This is a genomic window from Arcicella rigui, assembly GCF_034929435.1.
In the GTDB taxonomy this organism is placed as follows: Bacteria; Bacteroidota; Bacteroidia; order Cytophagales; family Spirosomataceae; genus Arcicella; species Arcicella rigui.
Genome location: NZ_JAYFUM010000024.1, coordinates 94,190 through 118,469, shown reverse-complemented (window position 1 = coordinate 118,469; position 24,280 = coordinate 94,190). Strand labels below are relative to the sequence as shown.

At 32.4% G+C, this 24,280-nt stretch carries 18 protein-coding genes; 3 read left to right on the top strand and 15 right to left on the bottom strand.

All coding sequences use genetic code 11. From position 1 onward, the window contains the following. The first annotated feature begins 75 nt into the window (after positions 1 to 75). Positions 76 to 2,730: a glycoside hydrolase family 2 protein gene (locus VB248_RS18765; protein WP_323298359.1), complete on the top strand. Its 2,655-nt coding sequence runs from the start codon at positions 76 to 78 to the stop codon at positions 2,728 to 2,730. Positions 2,731 to 3,061: 331 nt separating this feature from the next. Here VB248_RS18765 and VB248_RS18760 read toward each other — a convergent pair whose 3' ends face one another. Next, positions 3,062 to 3,421 (bottom strand): winged helix-turn-helix transcriptional regulator, encoded by a 360-nt coding sequence (locus tag VB248_RS18760; RefSeq protein WP_323298358.1) that lies wholly within the window; start codon positions 3,419 to 3,421, stop codon positions 3,062 to 3,064. A 106-nt stretch (positions 3,422 to 3,527) separates the two neighbouring features. Here VB248_RS18760 and VB248_RS18755 point away from each other — a divergent pair, with 106 nt between their 5' ends. Then, a complete protein-coding gene (locus VB248_RS18755) occupies positions 3,528 to 4,160 on the top strand; it encodes a nitroreductase family protein (RefSeq protein WP_323298357.1) in 633 nt (210 codons plus the stop codon). 198 nt (positions 4,161 to 4,358) lie between these two features. After that, positions 4,359 to 5,426 carry a replication initiation protein gene (locus tag VB248_RS18750; protein WP_323298356.1) on the top strand — a complete coding sequence of 356 codons (1,068 nt, stop codon included), beginning with the start codon at positions 4,359 to 4,361 and terminating at the stop codon, positions 5,424 to 5,426. Between the two features lie 2,345 nt (positions 5,427 to 7,771). Here VB248_RS18750 and gmd read toward each other — a convergent pair. From gmd to VB248_RS18680, 14 genes are all read right to left on the bottom strand, one after another. After that, entirely contained in the window at positions 7,772 to 8,836 is a 1,065-nt protein-coding gene (gmd, locus tag VB248_RS18745) for a GDP-mannose 4,6-dehydratase (RefSeq protein ID WP_323298355.1), read from the bottom strand. Between the two features lie 48 nt (positions 8,837 to 8,884). Next, positions 8,885 to 11,425: a non-ribosomal peptide synthetase gene (locus VB248_RS18740; RefSeq protein WP_323298354.1), complete on the bottom strand. Its 2,541-nt coding sequence runs from the start codon at positions 11,423 to 11,425 to the stop codon at positions 8,885 to 8,887. Between the two features lie 16 nt (positions 11,426 to 11,441). Then, entirely contained in the window at positions 11,442 to 12,353 is a 912-nt protein-coding gene (locus tag VB248_RS18735) for a uroporphyrinogen decarboxylase/cobalamine-independent methonine synthase family protein (RefSeq protein ID WP_323298353.1), read from the bottom strand. 225 nt (positions 12,354 to 12,578) lie between these two features. Further along, complete coding sequence (gene wecB / locus VB248_RS18730; protein ID WP_323298352.1) at positions 12,579 to 13,718, bottom strand: non-hydrolyzing UDP-N-acetylglucosamine 2-epimerase; 1,140 nt, start codon at positions 13,716 to 13,718, stop codon at positions 12,579 to 12,581. Positions 13,719 to 13,796: 78 nt separating this feature from the next. Further along, positions 13,797 to 14,891, bottom strand: coding sequence for a hypothetical protein (locus VB248_RS18725; protein WP_323298351.1), 1,095 nt, complete (start codon positions 14,889 to 14,891; stop codon positions 13,797 to 13,799). 10 nt (positions 14,892 to 14,901) lie between these two features. Further along, positions 14,902 to 16,230 (bottom strand): phenylacetate--CoA ligase family protein, encoded by a 1,329-nt coding sequence (locus VB248_RS18720; protein WP_323298350.1) that lies wholly within the window; start codon positions 16,228 to 16,230, stop codon positions 14,902 to 14,904. Then, positions 16,227 to 17,153 carry a glycosyltransferase family 4 protein gene (locus VB248_RS18715; protein ID WP_323298349.1) on the bottom strand — a complete coding sequence of 309 codons (927 nt, stop codon included), beginning with the start codon at positions 17,151 to 17,153 and terminating at the stop codon, positions 16,227 to 16,229. The genes VB248_RS18720 and VB248_RS18715 overlap by 4 nt, the downstream gene beginning before the upstream one ends. Positions 17,154 to 17,161: 8 nt before the next feature. Next, the gene (locus tag VB248_RS18710; protein WP_323298348.1) at positions 17,162 to 18,289 is read right to left on the bottom strand and encodes a hypothetical protein; all 1,128 of its coding nucleotides are present in this window, start codon (positions 18,287 to 18,289) and stop codon (positions 17,162 to 17,164) included. Positions 18,290 to 18,568: 279 nt separating this feature from the next. Further along, on the bottom strand, positions 18,569 to 19,675 hold the full coding sequence (locus tag VB248_RS18705) for a glycosyltransferase family 4 protein (protein WP_323298347.1): 1,107 nt from the start codon (positions 19,673 to 19,675) through the stop codon (positions 18,569 to 18,571). Continuing rightward, complete coding sequence (locus VB248_RS18700; protein ID WP_323298346.1) at positions 19,672 to 20,628, bottom strand: glycosyltransferase family 2 protein; 957 nt, start codon at positions 20,626 to 20,628, stop codon at positions 19,672 to 19,674. Before VB248_RS18700 ends, VB248_RS18705 begins: the two co-directional genes overlap by 4 nt. A 47-nt stretch (positions 20,629 to 20,675) precedes the next feature. Then, positions 20,676 to 21,665: a glycosyltransferase family 2 protein gene (locus tag VB248_RS18695; RefSeq protein ID WP_323298345.1), complete on the bottom strand. Its 990-nt coding sequence runs from the start codon at positions 21,663 to 21,665 to the stop codon at positions 20,676 to 20,678. Between the two features lie 27 nt (positions 21,666 to 21,692). Further along, positions 21,693 to 22,724 carry a glycosyltransferase family 2 protein gene (locus VB248_RS18690; protein ID WP_323298344.1) on the bottom strand — a complete coding sequence of 344 codons (1,032 nt, stop codon included), beginning with the start codon at positions 22,722 to 22,724 and terminating at the stop codon, positions 21,693 to 21,695. A gap of 65 nt (positions 22,725 to 22,789) precedes the next feature. Beyond that, complete coding sequence (locus tag VB248_RS18685) at positions 22,790 to 23,470, bottom strand: TylF/MycF/NovP-related O-methyltransferase (protein WP_323298343.1); 681 nt, start codon at positions 23,468 to 23,470, stop codon at positions 22,790 to 22,792. A gap of 7 nt (positions 23,471 to 23,477) precedes the next feature. Continuing rightward, positions 23,478 to 24,191, bottom strand: coding sequence for a methyltransferase domain-containing protein (locus VB248_RS18680; protein ID WP_323298342.1), 714 nt, complete (start codon positions 24,189 to 24,191; stop codon positions 23,478 to 23,480). Between the last annotated feature and the right edge of the window lie 89 nt (positions 24,192 to 24,280).

Here is a 24,280-nt window from a genome sequence, read left to right as displayed (position 1 = left end):
AAAAACTCATTGCTCAAGGCTCAAAGCTTATTGCTCATAGCTCACAGCTAAAAACTAATTCATAACTATTATCCCATGTCTTATTTTCTAAAAAATTCCTCGAAACTATTCACATTTTGTCTTTTGATACTTTTCGGAAGTATCCAGACGATTCAGGCACAAAACCAGTACGAACTTAATCAAGGTTGGAAATGCACGCCGATTAAAAGTATCAAAGAAAATGGTGCTACCATTTCAAATCCCAGTTTTTCCTTGTCTGCTTGGAAACCTGCCGTTGTGCCGGGAACAGTGCTTACTACCCAATTAGCCAATAAAGAAATCCCCGACCCATTTTATGGCATGAATAATGAGAAAATTCCTGACATTTATAATACAGGAAGAGATTATTATACTTATTGGTTTGCCAAAGATTTCAAAGAAGTAAAGCCGAACGATGATACACAAGTTTGGTTGAAATTCAGAGGTATCAATTACAGTTGCGAAGTATTCTTGAACGGCAAAAAAGTAAATGAAAAATTGATTGAAGGAATGTTTTTAAGACAAGCCTTTAATATTACGAAGTTTTTATCAAACGATGGAAACAACCGTTTGGCAGTAATTGTCTATCCGCCAGACCACGTTGGAAATGCCAACGGTGGACAAGGCGGCGATGGAACAATTGCCAAAAATGTAGGACTTCAATACACCGCAGGTTGGGACTGGATTCGCCCAATTCGTGACCGAAACACGGGTATTTGGGATAAAGTTTTTATCGAAAAAACAGGTAAAGTAAACCTTAAAGACCCGCACGTAATTACAATAGTACCAGAAAAAAGATTACCAGAAGGCATTCAAAAACCGGCTATCATCAAAGCCAGTGCCGACCTTGAAAATACTTCAGAGCAAAGCATCAACGGTACTTTAGTTTACAGTATCGACGGCTCTAAATATACTCAGAAAGTAAGTTTAGCTCCTAAAAGTACTAAAACGGTTACTTTGGCAGACATTACCTTAAAAAATCCACGTTTGTGGTGGCCAGCAGGTTATGGAAAACAAGAATTGTATGATACCAAATTTGAGTTTATTGTCAACGAAAAAGTATCGGACAAAGAAGAAGTAAAAGTTGGTGTAAGAGAAATTCAAAGCAATTGGAACAGCCATACACTTAGCCGTCAGATATATGTCAATGGACAAAAAGTATTTATCAAAGGTGGTAACTGGATTATTTCAGATGCGATGTTGCGTTTTTCTAAAGAGCGTTATGATGCTGAAATTCGTTTTCACCGTGATATGAATCTAAACCTCATTCGTATTTGGGGCGGTGCTTTGGTAGAACGACCAGAATTTTATGAAGCTTGTGATAAATATGGTTTATTGGTTTTCCAAGACTTCTGGATGTCGGGCGATTGTAATGGTCGTTGGACAGACCCCATGAAAAAAGAAGACCAATGGACACGTAGAAAATACCCAGACAATCATGCTCTCTTTTTAGAATCGGCAGCGGATATGATTAAAATGGTGAGAAATTATGCTTCATTAGCTATCTGGTGCGGAGGGAATGAAATTACACCTCCAGAAGATATTCTTGTGCCTTTGCGTGATGAAATTTTACCCAAATTAGACGGTACTCGTTGGTTTGTAGATTACTCTAATTCAGATGCAATGTCATACAATAGCATCGGCGGAAATGGCGATGGCCCTTATGGTATTCAGCCTTTGAAAGTATTTTGGGAACAAAGAACTTTCCCTTTCAACTCAGAAGTAGGTTCAGTAGGTACTGGTGATTTAGAGTCTTTGAAAAGATTTATTCCAGAAGCAAACCTTAAAGTACCCTATCATAATAGCAACGAAAAACCTGATTCTGTTTGGACTTACCATACTTACACAGGTGTTGGTTATAACGAATTTATCGACCCTTATGGCAAAGCAAAAGACATCAAAGATTTTGGTTTGAAAGCCCAATTAGTCAACTATGACCAATACCGTGGACTTATCGAAGGTTTCTCTGCTCATAGTTGGGATTGGTACACAGGCGTTATCATCTGGAAAACGCAAAACCCGTGGACAGCCATGCGTGGACAAATGTACGATTACTACCTCGACCCTAACGCTTGTCTATATGGGTTAAGAAGTGGAAGTGAATTAGTACACATTATGGCGAATCCCATTGATGGAATGTTGATGATGGTCAACAATGATTTTAAAGCATATCGCAACTTGATGTTAGTGGCCAAAGCCTACGATACCAAAGGAAAAGAAAAAGAAATCACCAAAGTATTTACTTATATCGACGCTACTTCTATCAAGAAAATCTTGTCGGTAAAAAATATTTTGGATGAAATCGGTGCAGAAGATGGTTCGTTTTTATCCTTACAATTGTTAGACGAAAACCAAAAAGTTGTAAGTGATAATTTCTACTGGTATCCCAACCAAAAAGGCATTTATTCAGGATTGCAAAACTTGCCAACTGCCAATGATTTGAAAATAAGTGCTAAGAAACTAAGCAATGGCAAAGTAGAAGTAACACTTTTAAATCCACACAGCAAAACGATTGCTTTCTTCAACAGAGTTTCTTTAGTGGATGCCAGCAGCAAAGAAAGAATCTTACCAGTATTTTATTCAGATAATTACGTTTCGGTATTACCCAATTCAGAAAAGAAAATTATTATCGAAAACGTACCAGAAAATGCCAAAGCACAAGTATCATTAGAAGGCTGGAATGTTCCTTTGATGTATGTTGAGATAAAGTGAGTATGAGTGCTGAATTGTGAGTTGTGAATTGTCCTTGCCTAAAATAGGTTGCCTTCAAAATGTAACAAATAATGGCAAATCAAAAAGGAGTCAGAAAATATTTTTTGACTCCTTTTTGATTGATTTCAGTTCCGTTAGGAACTGTATATCGGTAGAAGTATGAGGTATATTATTCCTTTCCAAGCCCCATCGGGGCGAAATATTTCGCCCCGATGGGGCTTGGAAAGGAATGTTGATTGTAATTTGGCTACCGATATTTCGCCTCTATGAGGCTATTTTAGCATTGCAAAAAATATCCTGCAAAATTAATATTGAACGAATTATCTTCTTTTCAATTCCCTCCAATAATCCGTCTGCGGTGTTCTAAACCCCAATCTGCAATTACATTTGTTACTTCTTTTAATGTAGCTCCGTATTCTGTGATTTCATATTCAACCGTAATGGGTTGCGTATCTTTTACTGTCCTTGTAATCAGTTGATTCACCTCTAAATCTTTCAATTCTCTACTGAGTACTTTCCCCGAAATCCCATTAATTTCCCTAAGTAAATCTGTATATCTTCTCTTTTGAAAACATAAACAAGCAATAATTGATACTTTCCATTTTCCACTCAAAATATCCATTACATCATGTATTGCCATAATTGTTTTAGCACATTCTTTTTTACTTGGTCTTTCTGCAATTTCCATCATTTGTCATTTAGTTACTTTTTTGTCACTGTTACTTTTGGTAACAAACTTACAATTGTTCATGTTCCTATTAGAGTATTAAAAACATAAAATTCAATTCACACAAAACATGGAATTATTAAAAGCTTTAGAGTGGCGTTATGCAACTAAGAAAATGAACGGGAACGTAGTTCCACAAGAAAAAGTAGATTATATCATTGAAGCTGCAAGATTAGCCCCATCTTCCTCTGGATTACAACCTTATCAAATCTTTGTTATTACTGATAAAGCGTTATTAGCCAAAATACAACCGATTGCATTTAACCAAAGTCAAATTACTGAATGTTCACATTTATTAGTTTTTGCTGCTTGGGATGGATATTCTTTAGAGAAAATCGAGAAAGTATTTGCTAAAACATTAGCTGAAAGAGGTTTACCTGCCGACAGAATGGACGAATACAAACAAAGATTATGGGGAATGTACGAGCCACTTGGTAAAGAATGGCATGCTACACACGCTGCCAAACAAGCCTATATCGCTTTTGGTTTAGCCATAGCAGCAGCCGCAGAACAACAAGTAGATGCTACACCAATGGAAGGCTTTATCGCTCCAGAATTAGACAAACTCTTAGGCTTAGAAGCATTAGGACTAAAAAGCGTAGTAATTCTACCATTAGGCTACCGTGACGAAGCTCAAGACTGGTTATTAAATCTTAAAAAAGTAAGAACAGCCAAAGAAGATTTTGTTACTGAGATTAAGTAAGTGATGGATTTAATTTTAAAACAGCCTTGTCAGCTATTCTTTTGTTGGCAAGGCTGTTTTTTGAAATGGAATAACTATTAATATTCTAAGCCTTATTTCAAATAAATTTCATCTCGTACATAATCCCAGTTCAGCCAAAAGCATTGTTTAGTGAATTGCACTTCACCTGTAGATTGTTCTTTTACTGGTAAAGGATAAGTGTCACTTGAATCTCTACCATGTGGTCTTACATGTGCTACTTTACTTTCAGATTTTTTTACAAGTAAAAGTCAGGGAAGCTATATTGACATTTCGTTTCACCCCAAAATGAAGCCCTTTTTGTTGCAACTACAATCGCAATTTTTAATGTACGATGTTCGTAACGTGTTACAATTACAAAGTTCATTTTCGGTTCGAATTTACGAATTGTTGAAACAGTATGAAAAAATTGGGAAACGGATATTTACACTCAATGAATTAAAAGACACACTGGCAGTAGCCGACAAGTATCCATTGTATGCCAATTTCAAACAAAGAGTCATTTTAAAAGCCCAAGAAGACTTAGAAAACTATACAGACATTCGTTTTACTTTTGAAGAAGACAAAAGAGGGAAAGCAGTGCATTCAATTATTTTTAGTATTTACTCTAATAAAACTGTGGTAGAAGAGCGTAAGCAGCCAGAGAGTAACGAAAATGATGTGAATGAAGAAGTGTCCAAAGTATATAATGCTATCAAAACATGGGAAGGCATCAACTTAAAAACCATTAACGAATGGTTGGAAAAATATTCACCTGACTATGTTTTAGAACGAATTGAAACAGTGAAGAAACAGCAAGCAAACGGTACTAAGATTAAGAATCTGATGGGCTACTTGCAAAAATTAATGCAACAAGAAGTACTCTTTGAAATAAAACCCTTGGCGAATACCAAATCAAGCACTGATAAAAAACAACAAAATCTTCTTCAGGCTACGATAGAACAAGAAGAGAAAGCTTTGGAATCATTGCGGATTAGCTATTATGAAAACCAGAATGCGATTATCGAGCATTTCTTCAATACAAATCCTACTGTAAAAGAACATTTTATTGAGAGTATAAAACTAAGAGTAGATTACAACAAACAATTGAACATAGAAGAAAACTTACAGAGACCGTCATTTAAAGCAGCTATAAACGCCAAAGTAAAGGAAATGTATCCGTTACTATTCAAAGAACTTGATGAGTCCTTTAAACAGCAAGAAACCGCCATAAAACAATCATTGAGAGCTTTAGGCTGGAAGGGATAGTCATAATTGTATTAAAATATCGGTATTCATGGCGAGAAATAGGATTTAAAACAAAAAAGGAAGAAGCGACGTAGAGATAAACCCATTGGATTTTTGCTCCAATGCTTGTTTTGTAAAACGATGTGAAATGAATGCAGCAGTATGATTATTTCATGATACACTTCATCATCTACATCATAGGGTTCTATAATGTCGCATGAGAAATCTATATAAAAATAAAACGAATATAGAAGCATAGCCGAGCTATAGGGTTCATCATTCATTTCCATAGCCGCCATCATAGGTTTCCATAAAATCACATGAGAAATCTATGTAAAATGAAAGTGGCAGTATAGTAAAGCATATAGAGTCTTATCATTCATTTACATGGCCTCCATCATAGATTTCCATAATGGCACATGAAAAATCTATGTAAAACGAATGTAAAAGCATAGCCGAGCATATAGCGTTCATCATTCATTTCCATAGCCACCATCATAGGTTTTCATAATATCACATGAAAAATCTATGTAAAACGAATGTAAAAGCATAGACGAGCATATAGCGTTTACCATTCATTTCCATAGCCACCATCATAGATTTCCATAATGGTACATGAAAAATTTATGTAAAACGAATGGAAAAGCATAGACGAGCATATACCGTTCATCATTCATTTCCATAGCCACCACCATAGATTTCCATAATGGTACATGAAAAATTTATGTAAAACGAATGTAAAAGCATAGACGAGCATATACCGTTCATCATTCATTTACGTAATCACCATCATAGGTTTCCATAATATCTCATGAGAAATCTATGTAGAAGTATGACAGAGCATATAGGGTTCATCATTTATCTCCATAGCCTCCATCATAGGTTTCCATAATGGTACATGAAAAATCTATGTAAAACGAATGTAAAAGCATAGACGAGCATATAGCGTTCATCATTCATTTCCATAGCCACCATCATAGGTTTTCATAATATCACATGAAAAATCTATGTAAAACGAATGGAAAAGCATAGACGAGCATATAGCGTTCATAACTCATTTCCATAGCCACCATCATAGATTTCCATAATGGCACATGAAAAATCTATGTAAAACGAATGGAAAAGCATAGCCGAGCATATAGGGTTCATCATTCATTTCCATAGCCACCATCATAGGTTTCCATAATATCACATGAGAAATATATGTAAAACGAATGGAAAAGCATAGCTGAGCATATAGCGTTCATCATTCATTTCCATAGCCGCCATCATAGGTTTCCATAATGGCACATGAAAAATCTATGTAAAACGAATGGAAAAGCATAGCCGGGCATATAGCGTTCATCATTCATTTCCATAGCCTCCATCATAGATTTCCATAATGGTACATGAAAAATCTATGTAAAACGAATGGAAAAGCATAGACTAGCATATAGCGTTCACCATTCATTTCCATAGCTTCCATCATAGATTTCCATAATGGCACATGAAAAATCTATGTAAAACGAATGGAAAAGCATAGACGAGCATATAGCGTTCATCACTCGTTTCCATAGCTACCATCATAGGTTTCCATAATGGTACATGAAAAATTTATGTAAAACGAATGTGATAGTATAGCCAAGTATATAGAGCCTCATCCTCATTTACATAGACACCATAATAGATTTCCATAATGTCACATGAGAAATCTATGTAAAACAAATGTAGAAGTATCGCCGAGCATATAGGGTTCATTATTCATTTTCATAATATCGCATGAGAAATCTATGTAAAATGAAAGTGGCAGTATAGTAAAGCATATAGGAGACTATGATAGTCTCATCATTCAATTATATGGTCTCCATTATAGGTTTATATGGTCTCACATCATAACTAATAATAGTCATATCAATTTCAAGTAAGCAAAATGTTTGAAAACGCTACTATCTCAGTCAATATGCTATTGATAAATACTGACGCCAAACAATTCTCCAAGGCGATTTGAATAAGAAAACTTATATCAATTATGTCATCAAAACCTATTTTGGTTAATATTACTTCTAACAAAAAGAATACTAATGACAAAAATTAATCTGGCATTATTGACGCAGAACTTTGCATTGTACTTATTCCTATGATAATTAAGGAAAATAAAAAAGTCAAAATGAATTGATAATCATTCTATTATAAAAAGGAGGAATACTACAATGATTGAGAAAATTGAAAAACGACTAAAAATGAGATTGGGAATAGGAGAGTGGGGAAGTTGGTGGTAGATTCCTTAGTGTTGCTAATAAAGCACAGATGTTTTATCGCTTAAAATAACAAGTACACATACTTTACCTCAAAAATTACTTACAACCATGCCATTATAGATTTTTACTTTAACTTTTTAATAATTTAATATCTGCTTCCATCATATCTTTTACCAATGCTGGTAAGTCATACTTAGGCTCCCAGCCTAATTTAGTTTTTGATTTAGTTGGGTCTCCAATCAATAACTCAACTTCTGTTGGACGGAAATAACGTGGATCAACGGACACTACTACTGTACCCACTGGAACTTGATACAATGGATTTGAACAAGATAAAACTGTACCTATTTCTTCTACTCCTTCTCCTGTGAATAAAACTTCAATTCCTACTTCTGCAAATGCCATTCTCACAAATTCTCTTACTCGAGTAGTAACACCTGTAGCAATTACATAATCCTCAGCTACTTCTTGTTGTAAAATTAACCACATCGCTTCCACATAGTCTTTTGCATGACCCCAGTCTCGTTCAGCATTCAAGTTCCCTAAATACAACCTATCTTGTTGTCCTAATGCTATTTGTGCAACGGCTCTCGTAATTTTACGAGTAACAAAGGTCTCTCCACGACGTGGTGATTCATGATTGAAAAGAATTCCGTTGACTGCAAACATATTGTAGGCTTCTCGGTAATTAACGGTAATCCAATAACCGTATAATTTTGCTACTGCGTAAGGTGAACGAGGATAGAAAGGTGTCGTCTCTGACTGAGGTACTGCTTGTACCAAACCATATAACTCTGAAGTCGATGCCTGATAGATTTTAGTCTTTTCTACTAAACCTAACAAACGAACTGCTTCCAAAATACGTAAAGTACCAATACCATCTACTTGGGCTGTATATTCTGGCTCATCAAAGGATACTTTAACATGAGACATTGCTCCTAAATTATAAATCTCATCTGGTTGTACTTCTTGAATTATACGAATGATATTCGTTGAATCAGATAAATCTCCATAGTGCATAATAAAACGAACACCATCTTCATGTAAATCTTCATATAAATGGTCTATACGAGCAGTATTGATTAATGAACTACGACGTTTGATACCGTGAACTTCATAACCTTTTGATAATAATAACTCAGCTAAATAGGCACCATCTTGGCCGGTAATACCTGTAATAAGGGCTTTTTTCATATTTCAAATATGACTGTGAAATGTCAGTGTGTTAATGTTTTTTGCTATTTACTTTGTAATAATATTAGGACTATCTTTTACTTCTTCGATAAATTTAAGTACTCTATCCAGTACTATCTGTTGATTTTTTCCTTCTTTGTACATTTCTAAATGATTAAAAGTAAATGATTCAGAAGTCAACTTAGGTAAAAAATACCGCCATCCCATATCTTTTGAGTGAGCATTTTCTGCCGATATCAACAAATGAGCCTTTATTTTCATAGTTTTAAAAGGAAAATGTTCGGATAGTACTTTTTCCTGAGCAAAATCTCTATGGTTTGTGCTTTTAATAAATAGATTGGTTTTACTGGTTCTATATTTAAAAGTTCTTTGAAGAGCTTTTAGAAGCCCAATTGTTTTTACTCGTTCGATATATCTTATTATCCGCATATTTATATTAATATTCCAAGAATCCATAATGAAAAAATGAAGTGAATTTGGATATACTTTATCTAACTGATTGAGGATATAAAATGCGACATGGTCTCCAGAACAATGTCCAATAAAAATTTTATTTTTCCCTTTCTTAAATATGCGTTTATCAATAGAATTCGCAATTTTTTCAAGGCAAATATCTTCTTTTTTCCACTCTTCAAACCTTGGATAATCAATCAATGTCAAAGGGACATTTTTACTTAATAATCGAATAAATTCTCTTGTCTCAGGAATCATTCCTTTCAAAGGAGGAAAAGCATACACATGAATGGGTTCATCAACTGCTTCATTGACGAACAAGTTTTCTTTACCTAAAAGCTGCTTGATTTGAGTTTCAATTGCATTTGGTTTCATATCCTCATGAATCCAAGCATTCGGAAAATCTACGCCAAACTCTTGTTCTAAGGATACAATAAAGTTGATGGCTTCTAAGGAACTGCCACCACCCATTTTCCAAGTCAAGTCATTTTTAAAGGATTCATAAGAAGCATATTTACACCAAAGATTAAGAAGCCGTTCTTTAATATATAAAAGTCGTTCGTTGGTAGGAATTTCTTTATGATTTCTTATCCTATTTTCTTGTGCTATATTTTGTTTATCAAGCACTTGTAAAGATTGATAATCTATCTTAAAGTTATTTAAGTGAGGAATACTTTCAGCTACATAGTAAACTGAAGGGAACAGGTGAGCAGACAACTTTTGCTCTAATTTTAGCTTTATCTCTTCCAATGAGGTATGTCCTTTCAGTATAATATATGCTACTATTTTATTACTTTCATTCTGATTTCTAACTAAAACAGCAACATCTGTAACACCTTCCATCGCTCTAATATTAGCCTCTATTTCACCTATTTCAACTCTAAAACCATTGATTTTAACTTGTCCATCTCGTCGGCCCTTGAATTCTAATAATCCATCGGCGTTTATAAGCCCCCAATCTCCCGTCTTTACAGTTCTACTACCATCGTCATGTATGATAAAGTATTCCATTGTAAGTTTATCATCTAACCAATAGCCTAAAGCACAGTACTTACTTCTCACATGAATTTCTCCTAAAAATCCTGTTTGCTGTACCTCTTTTCCATCAGAATCTACTAAAGTCATAAGTCTATCCTCAACTTTATATCCAACAGGAACTACGCCAGAAGATACTTGTGTATTTTTATCAATAAACCACTGACGATAAATCGTTGCGTTTTCAGTAGAGCCAATGCCGATGTATAACTTACAAAAATTTGAAAATAATTTTTTGTATATATCAACATCTTGTTTGAAAATTTTATCACCAGCAAGATAAATCAACCTCACACTATTGAGTGGCTCTGTTGATTTGTAAACTAAACTTGTTCTAAAAATACTTGGAATAGAATGATAAATAGTTAATTCATTTTCTTTAATAAAGTCAGGAATAGATGTTACTCCATGCTTTTGTAAATTATTGATAAACAAGGTTGCACCTGTTAATAATGCACCATAAATATCTCTTATAGAGCCGTTTACACTTGGAGAGTAAAACAAGCTCATTTTATCATCTGATGTAATTTCAGCAATGTTAATGTATTGCATAACATCATGCAAAAGATTTTGCTCATTTTGAAAAACTCCTTTGGGTACTCCAGTTGAGCCAGAAGTATAAATAATATAGGCTAAACTTTCTGGGTTGTTATGTTTATAACATTCTTTGAATGATACTCTGAAATCATTACTAAATTCAATGAGTTGAAATGACGTATCAAGATTATAAGCTTTTGCCAATGAAGCTTGGCTAATAATTACTTTTGCTTGACTGTGAGCAATAATTTGTTGATTTCTTTGATTAGCATATCCAGCGTCTAAAGGAATATATCCTCTACCTACAGCCAAACAAGCCAACATTGCACAGATAAAAAAAGCATCATGCTCTAATAAAATTATCACAGGCTCATTGCTTTCACCTGATAATCGTATCTTTTCAGCGAGGGAATTAGTGAATGTTAGTACTTCATGATAGGTCAATCTATTTTCTCTATCGTTTAACGCAATTTTTTGAGGAAACTTCATTGCGATTTCCTCAAAATGTTCAATTACGGAGGTATTAATCCAAGAAATCGGCAAATGCTTAAATATTTCTGACATGATAATGTTGTGACTATTAAAGACTGTGTGCAAATGATTTCCATAGGTTTATTTTCTCAGATGGAAAATCTAATGGTAAAACACAGTCACAGGTAAGTAAGGTATTGGTCGGAAATTTTTCAAGGATTTTTTTACAATCTTGCAGGTTATTAGCTTCACTCAATATTAATGCGGGTAATCCATAAATAATAGGATACCCAGCATTTTTAATAGAGATTCTATTGATTGTTTCAGCTTGATTATAAGAGTAATGGATACTTAATTTAGGAATATTCTCGGCTATACAAGCATAACAATCATTGCCATGTAAGTGAAAAATAATAGCATCGAATGATTCAGCTGCTTTCAATAAACAGTCTTCATCATAAAGTTTACCAATTTGATTATATATTTCAAAAGAAAGCAGGTTTGCTTGCATGTGCTGTGTGACGTAGTATAACCCTTTCACACCGATTTCTGAAGCTTTTTCTATTACTTTTTTTGTATTATGATTTATGACATCAAGGGCAGCATAAATAGCTTCTGGTTCTGTTTGAATAGTCCTTAAAAACAAGTCTATTCCAGAAATTTGAATTAACTGTGATAAAGGACAAAAAATAGTTAAATATACAGGTACTTCAACCTGTGTACAGCAAATATTTGAAGCTTTAAGGATTTCTACAAGTAAGTCTTCTTGAAACGAAAAGTTCTGAAGTGTATAAAAATCCTTGATTTCTTTTATGGGCAAACCTGTTATCTTTCGTCTGCCTACCGAGTCGTTTTCCCACACTTCATCTTCTGCTCCATAACAGACTGCGAGCCAGTCTCCAGCAGGGGTTAATTTCAGGAAATCAAATTGAAATTTATATTGAAAATCAATAGCTTCTTGTGCCAGCTGATGACCGTGCTGATCTGAGATTGGATGGTGTTTCCAAAATGAAATATCCATAATAAATAGTTAATTTGTAATTCTATATTTTAATGAGTATTAAATAGATATGGAGCAAATAGTATGTATTTGCTCCATATCTTCTTGATTTGTATATATTAAAATCGTATTTGTATTATTCAAATCGGCTACTATTCAGCTGGTTAATAGGTTATTTTGAAATAAAATTCACATTTAGGTAATATCATAACAATGATGCAATTCTTACTTTTCAGTTTCTGAACGTTAATGTGTGGAATCCAACAGAATGTTAATAATATTTACTGCTGCATCTCCTGCTCCATAAATATTTGTAAATAAAACTTTCTCTTTATTTACAAATAAATGATAGGTTTTAATAATCATTTCTTTGATAGCGTCACATAAAATACCCGAACCCGATTCTATTATTTCTGTCCATTCCGTTTCAGAGCGAAGTATGATACATGGTTTTGAGAAGAAGTATGCCTCCTTTTGTACTCCACCAGAGTCGGTTATAATAATATGTGAATTTTCTTCCAATTGTATCATCTCTAAATACGATACTGGGGGTATCATCAATATATTAGGATGGTTCAAAGCATCAAGTATTGATTTGTCCAATAAATGCTGAATTTGTTTAAGAGTTCTGGGATGTAGAGGCATTACTATTTTAGATTCCTTTGAAATATGTAAGATTGCCTCAAATATTTCATTTAGGCGTATTTCATCATCTGTATTATTATTTCGATGAATAGTAACTAATACATATTTGTCTTTTTCTACATTTAATTGATGGAGAATATCAATCTTTTCGGCAGCAATTTGAGCGAAAAATAAACTATTATCATACATAACATCTCCTACATTAAATATACCAGGATTATCTACTGTAAATGGAGCAACGGATTGTAAATTAAAACCTTCTTTTTGAAGATTTTTCATCCCTGTTATCGTTGGAGAAAATAGAAAAGTTGAAACATGATCTGTTAAAATTCTATTTACTTCTTCAGGCATTTTTTTATTATACGACCTTAAGCCTGCCTCAACATGAACAATAGGAACATGAATTTTAGCAGCTGCAATTGCACCTGCTAAAGTAGAATTAGTATCACCATAAACTAGCAAAAAATCAGGTTTTTCTTTTTCTAAAATTTCTTCAATACCCATAATCATCTTTGCGGTCTGTTCTCCGTGTTTTCCAGAACCTACTTGAAGGTTATATTTGGGTAGTGGGATTTGTAATTCTTCAAAGAAAATCGCTGACATTTGCGAATCGTAATGCTGTCCGGTATGAACAATAACTTCTTTTACTTTTGTAGAATAATAAGATTTTATAGCTCGACTAATAGCAGCGGATTTAATAATTTGGGGACGAGCACCAATAATTGTCAGTAGTTTTAGCATCTAAATTGGTAACGTTTACCTTTATATGTTAACAGAGATTTTTAATATATAGAAGTTCAAATACTTCCTTATATGATATTAAGCTTTTGTAGTATTGCTTGGAGTATTATATGTATTTAAAATACTATTAGGATAATTTTTGATAAACCATTCGACAAAATCCGTCACATCTATTTTCTCAGATAACATTATTTGCCTTCTGTCTTGAAATATTTCTTTTAGATTTTTACTTGAAAGAAGCTCGTCTAAAATTTGTATTAATTTGTCCTGATCACCCGGAAGAACTCCATAGGTTAAATTGTAACTATGCTCAAGCTCCTCTAAAACTGAAATTTTACCCGCAAAACTACTGTAGCGTATTGATGGAACTCCCAACATTGCAGCTTCAACACTCATACTTTGGCTGTCACAAATAAGCAGAGAAGCCATGGAGAGAACATGATGCATATCTTCAGGATGAATATTTAATTGAAAATCAAGAAATTGTGAATTTAATGAAGCTTCAGAAGAAATATAAATTTCAAATCCCTTATTACTGATTTGAAAAATTAACTCTTGCAATAATTGATGACTTATTCCACTTATCCCAAAATCGTGATGAGCGGTAAGCCGAGCCAAACGAATCAATACAAACGGTTTCTTTAGATTATACTTATTTATTTTTTGAGGATTTGGGGTAAATACATTTGGATGTAAATACCCTAATTTCATGTAACCATCATAACCTACTTTCTTGTATTTCCATTTGCCAACATCACAAACATTGGGGCAGAGAATTGTTTGTGTATAAGGGTATGTTAAGTTCCCAAGTGTTTTAATTACATCATAATCATCTTCAGTAATTGTTATTCTCTGAATACGAAAAAGAAAACCAAGTTGAGCAATCGTTGCGTCTGTCCCAATTAATAAATCGGGTTTTTCTTTTAAAAGTATTTTTGAAATGGAAAACAATCTTCTAAAAAGGCTAAGAATGATTGCAAACTTCGACTTTCCCCTTTCGTGTAATAAAATATTTTGATATGGGATTCCATCTGATTTTAATAAGTTTTCGAGTACATCCTTAGTTTTTATTAATACAACTAACTGATAATTTTCGGTTTTTAGTAATCTTCTAATGGTTTCTCTCAAAAAAAGATACTGAGCTGGATGACCAAAGTATAATAAAATTTTCACAGTTGAATAGTTAAGCTATAAAGTAATTTCTTTTTCCATTTTTATTAGGTGTAAACTCCTTTACTTTTAATAATTTGACAGTACACTCCTTCCCAGCATGGTTTTTTAAAATGCCTAATAGTCGATTTTCTTCATCTTGGGTAAACATTTCATTTGGTTGTATTTCGATTTGAAGTATTAAATCATCTAATTTTGATATTCGGTATGCAAGAACATTAAAACTTCCAAACATCATTTGAAAAGCAGGTCCAGTTAAAACATGTCCATTTGCCAAACGAATAATGTCAGGAGATCTTCCCATAATTTTTGTTATTACTTGGCCATTATAATTGTAAGTTTGTTGGCTATCAGCAAGTGTTACATCATCATCTAAGTCATATCGTAGAAATGGGAAAGAATAACTTAGTAAATCTGTAACCAATAATTTGCCCGTATCTTTGTCGTAACAATCTACAACCTCAGCTATACTGTTGTAGCCAACATTATAATATCCCTTATTAATTTCATAAGCCGTTATACCTCCATCACGTGCCCCATAACAATCCATAACAAATCCAAATGCCTTTTCTATTTCTGCACGATATTCTGGTGTTAGCATTTCAGCGGTTGGAAAACATCCCTTTACACTGTCTAATTTTATTTTATTTTTATTCACATATTTGGCAAGTAAAAATAATGCCGCAGCATAGCCGTACAGGTATTTAGGTCTCTTTTTAATTAAAAGAGGAATAAGTTGAGAGATTTTTTCATCTGATAAATTTAATGCACTTATTCGAAGGCTATTTTTGAATAAATGATAGAATCTTTGTTTTAAGGTAGGATTTGGCGAAAATAGAGATGAGCTTCCGATGGTAGCATAAGCATCTCCATACAGATAACCGCTTGTTTGCCATGAGTAAATCTTAATGGCCGTGGTATAACTCCAAGTGTTATTGTCTAAAAGGTATTTTAAAGTCTTGCCAGAAGAACCGCCAGAACTTGCTTTTTTATGTGGTAATGAAGCTATATTTGATGGAATAAGCTCGTCGTAATGATCACGAATAATATCTTTATTCAGTAGAGGAATTTTAACTAAATCCTCCTTTGTTTTAATATCTTTAGGGTTTAAACCTATTTTATCAAAAAGACGACGATAATAAATCGTATTTGAATAGAAATGGTTGACTAAATTGTGTAATTGTTCATTTTGCCAATTTTGCACCTCTTGAGCAGACCATTTATTCATTTGTTTTATTTGGCAGAAGTAATAGTGTATTTTAGTACCAAGAAATAGGTCAACAATTGGTAAGGCTATCTCTACGATAAGAAAGTTTTTTGATTTTCTTATTAATTCAATCATTTATTATAAAGGTTAATAATTTTATTTGCCACTTCGTTAGCTGTCAGTCCTAACACTTTTAGCTTGTCCAACCCATTAGTTCTTTTGTTAAAGTTTAAGGCTTTTTCAAGTAAAGTTGCTCCTTCAATTGACGTAAATGTATTCATAATATAAGTACCTTTTACTTCTTGAAGTAGATGTTGAACATCCCCAACATTTGTACATACAATAGGGCAACAAGCAGCCATTGCCTCTTTAATTACATTAGGAGAACCTTCTGTAAATGACGTTAACATCAATACGTCGGCGGCTAACATATACTTTACTACTTCTTCTTGTATTTTATTAAAGACAGTAATCAATTTTACATTCTTATCTGTAATACAATCAACAGATTCTTTGCATAATGAAAAGTTTTTCTCCTGTCGTTCTGGGTCGGAAACAAATATGATAATTTTTTGAGTAGGCAAAAATCCAAGTTCTAATCTAATCTCTTCTCTACTTTGGTGTAAAATAAACTTATCTACTTGAACACCATTTGGAATTATTGGTGCTTTACTTAACCCAATCTGATTTTTCATTCTTTGAGACTTTACAATCACTGCTTTCCAACGCACTGCTGCCAATATACGAATCAAATAATATTTGTATGTATTCTTTTGAAAAGACCCCATTAATGAAACTACAATATTAGAAAAATAAGGAGACGCCAGCGTTACCAAAAAGCCACATAACGAATAGTGCGCATGAATCACATCGTAGTTTTTTGAATGTATTGCTTTTGATAATGGTAGCAAATTTCTGAAATAGCCTAAAAGACCTTTCTGGTTAATAGTGTAATAGTCAATTTCAACACCTGCATTTTTTAGCGACTCTCCTTGATTATAGACAATAGGTGAAATATTTCCTTTTTTATTACCACTACTTACAAATAAAACTTTCATTTTGATGATTACTCTCTTCCAGCAAGTTTAAAATAATTCCATCCAACAATAATAAAAAAAACAAGTACCAAATAAGGAATGTAGTATTGTTTATTTTTGGTATTCAATTCTGTAATACCATAAGATGATAAAATAACGATAAAGGGTAAAACAGGGAAATGAAATCGTTCCGAAATTGCAAATTTGCTCAAGGCTATTACTACTAAATAACTAAATGTAAAAACTATAATTAGGAGATGGTTTTTTATTTGTTTCATATTAACCAAGGTAATTAAACCTATAAATAAGAAAAAGACAAAAACATTTCGAACAAAATAACCTCCATTCATCAACATTTGATTCTGTTGAGTTTTTATATCTACCAAAGTAGGAAATGGGCCTAAAAGCATAAATGGAGCAAAAACAACAGCAGAACCATAAACCGCTAATTTATTTCCTGAAACTCGTTTAGCTCGGGCTTGCATAGACACAGATTGATTCGTCTTATTTTGTTCTAATAGCGAGTTAATTTCGTTGCTTATTGCCCCACCACTCATGAGAATAATAAAAAGAACTGCAATAGTTCCTAAACCTATTTTTTTCCTTATTCCTAAGTAACGATTAGTGGAAAATGTAAATGCAGTAATAAATGCTAATAATGCTGCAATCCCTAATACTGTACGGAAAAAGAAAAGAGCTCCGCCTGACAATAAAATTGTAAATAATGTAAATAGTTTTAATTCTTTTTCTCTTAGTAAATAATCAGCTCGTTCAATAAAAAATACCAATATAAAAATCATCTCGGTCTCTTTTAAATGAAGTCCACAATAATAAATAAAATTAGGAAGTAATAAAGAGGAGATTCCAGCAATATTCGCTACTGAGTTTCCAAAATTTCTTTTAGCTATTTTATAAATAAGAACACAGGTATAAGCACTTAAAACTGCTTTTATCAAACGTACAAGGAGAACACTCTTCGCTAAAAATGAATATATAAAGGTTAAATACGCAACATAGCCTAAATCTGAATAATTTTCCTTTATATATACCCAATAAATATGTAATTGCTTTTTAGAAAGTAAATCCAATACCCACAAAGCCTCTTCATGATACCCCATAGCATCCGCAGTATCAAATTCAAAAGGACTCCCAGTCATCCAATAATAGAAATAGTAACTGAATAAAACATAAAATATACGAATAGTAAGTGCAACTCTAAAGAGCTTCCTTATGAAACTATCTGGAGAAAGGTTAGACCAGTTTTTGGTAAATAAATTACCAAAATAAAAAAAACCAACTACTTCTATAAACCCAAATACTATCCAATGGTAAGGTAGTACTTTGTTATAGAAGAGAATGGAGCATATACAGAGTAAAATCGTATAAAGGCTTATTGCTTTTGACGAAAAATATCTTGGAAAGAAAGGCTTCAAATATTAATCTTTTAAAAGTGAATTGTAAATATTTTTTAAGTTAAAAATATGTCTTCCAATACTGTACTTGTCTTTGAGTATTAAAGTATTTTTTTTAGCTACCTTTCGATAGGTATCTATGTTATCTACAAAATGGTTAAACTTTCCTAAGAGGTCATGTTCATCTTTGCTTTTATATATAATTGCATATTTCCCTTCATTAGTAATTTCCAACATTACTTCCCAGTCGTTCACAAATACAGGAATACCCATCAGCATTGCTTCAACAACTGCAATACCAAAAGTATCGTGTTCGGTAGAATATGTGAATACATCTAATTGACTAAGAATATCAGGAACATCTGCTCTTGTACCTAAAAAAAACACATTATTCCCTAACCCATTCTCTTGACAATAAGCAAAGCATTTATTGTATATTGAAGGTTCTGTTTTAGATTCAGCCCCGATAAATAGAAAATTAAATTCAATGTTTGTTTGTTTTAAGAGATAAAGAAATTTGCAAAGTGTAAAGTGGTCTCTTCCTGAAGTAAAGTTCCCCACCGTACCAATTAATAGTGCTGTATCACTTAGCCCTAATTCAGCTTTAATTGACTGTTTATGTTGAACATGAAGTTTTTTTAAATCTATCCCATTAGGCAGTACTATGCTTTTGGGAATAATCTTATATTTTTTCTCGTAGTAATTCTTTTGTGATGAGCTTACGAAAATATTCAAAGCTGTTTTCGTAAGAACCCACTTCCTTAACAGGTTTGCCGTAAAATTGCCATTTATCCCATGACCATGAAAACTAAGTAAGACCTTTTTTGATAAAAAAAGTGTGGCTAAGTAAGCTAACCAAGCGTCAATTACTTGATGGGCATGTACGATTTGAATATTATTATCAATAATAATATTTCTAAGCTTTATAAAATAAGCGATGTCGAAAATATGTTTTGGATGAATTTGGTGTAATTCAATACCAGATTGAACAAACTCTTCTTTCAGCTGCCCATTTTTTCGATGAATCAATATGATTTCAAAATTATGTTCATTAATATTTTTACAAATATCCAATACTAATGTTTCTGCTCCCCCTCGATTAAGAGACCCCATCAAATAAGCTACTTTCATTTCAAAACTATTCTAATTAATCTTTGCTTCGTAAATGAGCCTATTTTTTTTAGAAAAAAAAATAGATTCACCACAGATTTGGGATACTTATAAATAAAATTGTAATAGTTTGATTGTTCGGTAAAGTTTACTTTCCCAATTTCAATCGCCACTTCATTTTTATATTTACCATTCAAGTGATAACGTATTAATGATCTTACTCTAAGTCCATCTAATAGCTTTTTTAATGGCTTGTTATTTGCAACTTCATTCTCTAAAAATGATAAATTGAATATAAAATGAGTACTTGTATGATAATACTTATTATTGCCTAATGCCCGATGATTATGATTTACATCTTGATTTGAAAAAGCCATTTCTTTATTCAAATAAGCTACTTTGTATTTTAAGGCTATTTTTGCCCATAAATGAAAGTCTTCACCAAATTTTAAATCATCTAAAAAACCGCCTACTTCTTCAAATATTGTTTTTTTTACTACAACAAAAGAACAGTTAATAGGAGACCAAAAAGTGCGGGCATATACTTGAAAATAGTCAATATATCCTTCAACAAAATTTTTATCTGTACCAATATTGGCAGGATACAATATTGTATTTTTAACTCGGTTATAGCTGCATCCGTATAAACCAGCTTCCTGATAACCCATGATTAATTTGTACATTTCCTCTAAAAAAAGAGAATCCCACCAATCATCAGCATCCAAAAAAGCAATGTATTCAAATTTAGCATACTTTACACCGTTGTTTCTTGCAACTGAAACTCCTGAGTTGTGTTGATTATATACTTTAATTCGTTTATCCGAAAACTGTTCCACAACTGATAGACTACTATCGGTTGAACCATCATTGATTATAATCAATTCAAAATCTCGAAAGGTTTGATCTAAAACGGAATTTATAGTCTTTACTAAATAATCAGCTTTATTGTATAATGGAATTATTATAGAAAACATTTATTATCGTTGAATCCAGTATTTAGAAAAATACTCAATTAATCATATTACATGTACTGTAAAATTGCTCTATTCTTTTTTAAGAATCTGACTAACTTAAAAAGGAAAATATTAGTAGTAGCTTTAACTTTGAGGTTATTACATCCAAGATTTTTCAATCGACAAGCATATTTTTTTGCAGAACGATATTGATTTTGTTTATATGCAAAATTCAGTAATATCCCTAATTTGTATAATATATATTCCCTTTCGTTATATGTTAAATCATTAGGAAAATAGCTACAAATTAATTGGTACATGAATTGATCTTTTTCTAATTTTTCCTCAATTTTCTTTTTAGAATTAGTGTTTGATATTGATGAATGTCCAGTTCTATATGTTGTGGTTGATATATTTAGATAGCCAATTTTTACGTGCTTTGCAATAAACATCCACGTCGGCCAATCTTGAATATTGAAACAATGCTGAATGTATAAATCTAATGGTAGATACTTATCAATAGCATCTTTTCTTATGAAGCTGGAAGAAAAACAAATGGGTACTTTACCTTTGAAAATTTCGTAGAATAAATATCCTTGTGGGATATATTTATTTAAATTATTGTTTTTAACGATTTTTTTTTGAGGTTCCACTAATAAATCTATCTCAGTATGCACCATTCCATAGTCCTTATTCTTCTCTAAAAAATCAAATTGCATTTGCAATTTGTTGGGATTATGCCAATAATCATCGTCATCACAAAAGGCTAAGTATCTGCCTCTCGCTTCTTTAACAGCTAATGCCCAGTTTTTACCTAACCCGTAATTTTCTGTTTGAAAGACCAGTTTAAATATTTCAGGAAATCGTTGTTTATAATTCAAGCAGAGTTCCCTTGCCCCATCCGTGCTGCAATCATCCCCTATAATTATTTCAAAAAAAAAGTCACATTGTTGGCTTAATATAGAGTCTATTGTTTGAAAAATAGTATTTTCCCTGTTAAAGGAACATATCACCACCGACACTAAGGGCTCTTGAGTAATACTATGATTTGATGTCATTTGCTATTAGCGAACAGTTTAAAATGATCAGTTAGTTTTCAAAATATTCTTCAATGATTTTACACCATACTCAATACTATCCAGAAAAAAAAGTTGAAATCTATATGGCATAAAACTCATAGAAAACTTAGCTTTATGAATGGTTAATACATTTTTCAATGCCCAAATTTCTACAAAGGATAAAAATTGAATATTTACAGCTTGTTTGGATAAGTCTTTTTTCTTGCTTACCGAAATATTCATTGAAGAATTAATTTTTTTTAATAAAGTAAATCGGAGTCCATAGATGTAATAAATAAATCTATTATATATTATTGTATTTCTATACTCCTTAGAATAGCGAATCAGCTCTACAATTGTTTTAATATAATCAAGAATATTTTTTTCAATAAAGGTGTACATAATTGAGCCTTTCCTGAAAGTATAGAGATATGTAATATCCTTTATAGTACCTAAAGATTGGGCTGTTAGTGCTACTTGAATAGAAAAAAAAACGTCTTCGTTTAAAGATTCTGGAATACAATATATTTTATTTTTTCTTAAAAATTCTGTATTGTACAACTTATTCCAAATCATAACGTAATAACCGCCGTGTAAAAAAAAATTACCTACCGAGTATTCTCCTCGTATAATATTTTTTGAAAATATCCACTCCCACTTTTGATTATTTCCATTAAAATCTACAGAAGTATAAGAACCAACAACAACATCTACTTTTTCATTTGACGCAACTTCATAAAGTTTTTCTATCGCATGGGTTGGAATTGTGTCATCACTATCTAAAAAATATACATACTCGCCTTTTGCATTATCTATTCCTGTATTACGTGTGGCTCCCAATCCTATATTATATGGATGATTGATGAATTTGATGTCACATTTTCTGGGATGAGACTCTACTATCTTTTTTGCTATTTCTATACTTTTATCAGATCCCCTATCATTAATCAGTAAATATTCTATTGAGTTGAAACTTTGGTTAAACGCCGAAAGTAAACACCGCTCAATAAATAACTCTACATTATATATTGGTATAATGATTGTTACTTTATAGTCCATTGAAAATCCATTTCAAATAAATTTATAAAAATTTGATAATCAACATATTAAAAGTTGTAGAGGTATTAAATTTTAATTATGTACATTACTCCTCCCTTTGAAATATTAATTTTTGATGAAGACTTAATAGAGCTTAAATAATCATGTATAGCCTTTGATGTCCCATCCCAGATGTGATAGTCATCAACGATTAATAAGCCTCCGATTTCCAACTTTGGGAAAAGGTAGTACAGGCAATCGTGAATACTTTCATACCAGTCTCCGTCCAATCGAAGGATAACTATTTTTTCAATAGAAAAAGTTGGGAGAGTGTTATGAAACCATCCTTTTATTATTTTAAAATTTTGTATTTCAGCTAAAGACATTGCTTTTTCTGCCTCCTTCAACTCTGCTTTACAATTATCTTGAATATTTTCTTTTTGCCAATTAATAGCTTTTTCACCATCTATTTCCTGAACATTAGGCAATCCTTCAAAACTGTCTAATAAATAGTATTTTTTATTAATTTGTCCAATGGTTTCTGCAATACCAGCAATCATACCGCCTCTCCAAACACCACACTCAACTATGTTACCACTAACAGCTTTATACCTTTCACAAATGGCAAGATTTTCACAATAAAGGTCTTCGGGCATCATAGTAAATTGCTTAAACTTCTTGTAGGTACGCCGATATTTAGGTTTGAAACTGGTCTTAATAATTTTATATCCAATTAGATTCAATACTCTTGAAAAGACTGATTTCATAATGTTCTTATTTTACATTAAATATTAATGTGTTTTTTATATATCTCTTGATTGTTTTAAAATTTATAATCTTTCTTTCCAATTGATTAATTCTTCTTAAATAACATTCATAAAGTTCTTCTGAAATTAATGGTTTAATTACTTTAGTTGCAACGAGGTTTACTGGATAATTCCGATTAATAAAAATTAAGATATTCTGTCTATACCACCATTCAACTTCACGATTATTCCAAAAGGTGGGTCTAACAATATCGTAGCAACTATATCCATTTTTTTCAAAAAGTTCTACCCAATACTGAGGTAAATGTTCATTTATATGCCCTTGACCACCTTGAAAAGGAATTGCTGCCGAAAAAACTATCACATTACTCAATTGAACTAAATCAAAAACTAAGCTATCAGCACGTTTGGATGTTAAATGCTCTGCTACTTCTAAGCAAAGTAAAAGTTCAAAAGTTCTGTCAATCTTTAGTGGTTTTTCTAAATCTACATCATAAAAATTGCCAGTTGGTATTAATAATTTACTTTTATCTATATAAGCTCCATCTGCACCAAAAATGTCTTCAATTCCCTTATCAGAAAACGATTTTAACCACTTTCCATAGCCACAGCCAACATCAATCACACTTTTTGGGTTAAATAAATCAATAAGGTAAGAAGAGATTAGTTCGGCACCGGCACTGTAGTTAATTTCTTGTTCTGTGTGTATGTATTTTGTCATAAATCAGCTTTTATAGATAAAACCATCAAGACTCCATAAATTGATAGTATGAAATTCACCTCAAAATATACGAAGTATGATATTGTTTT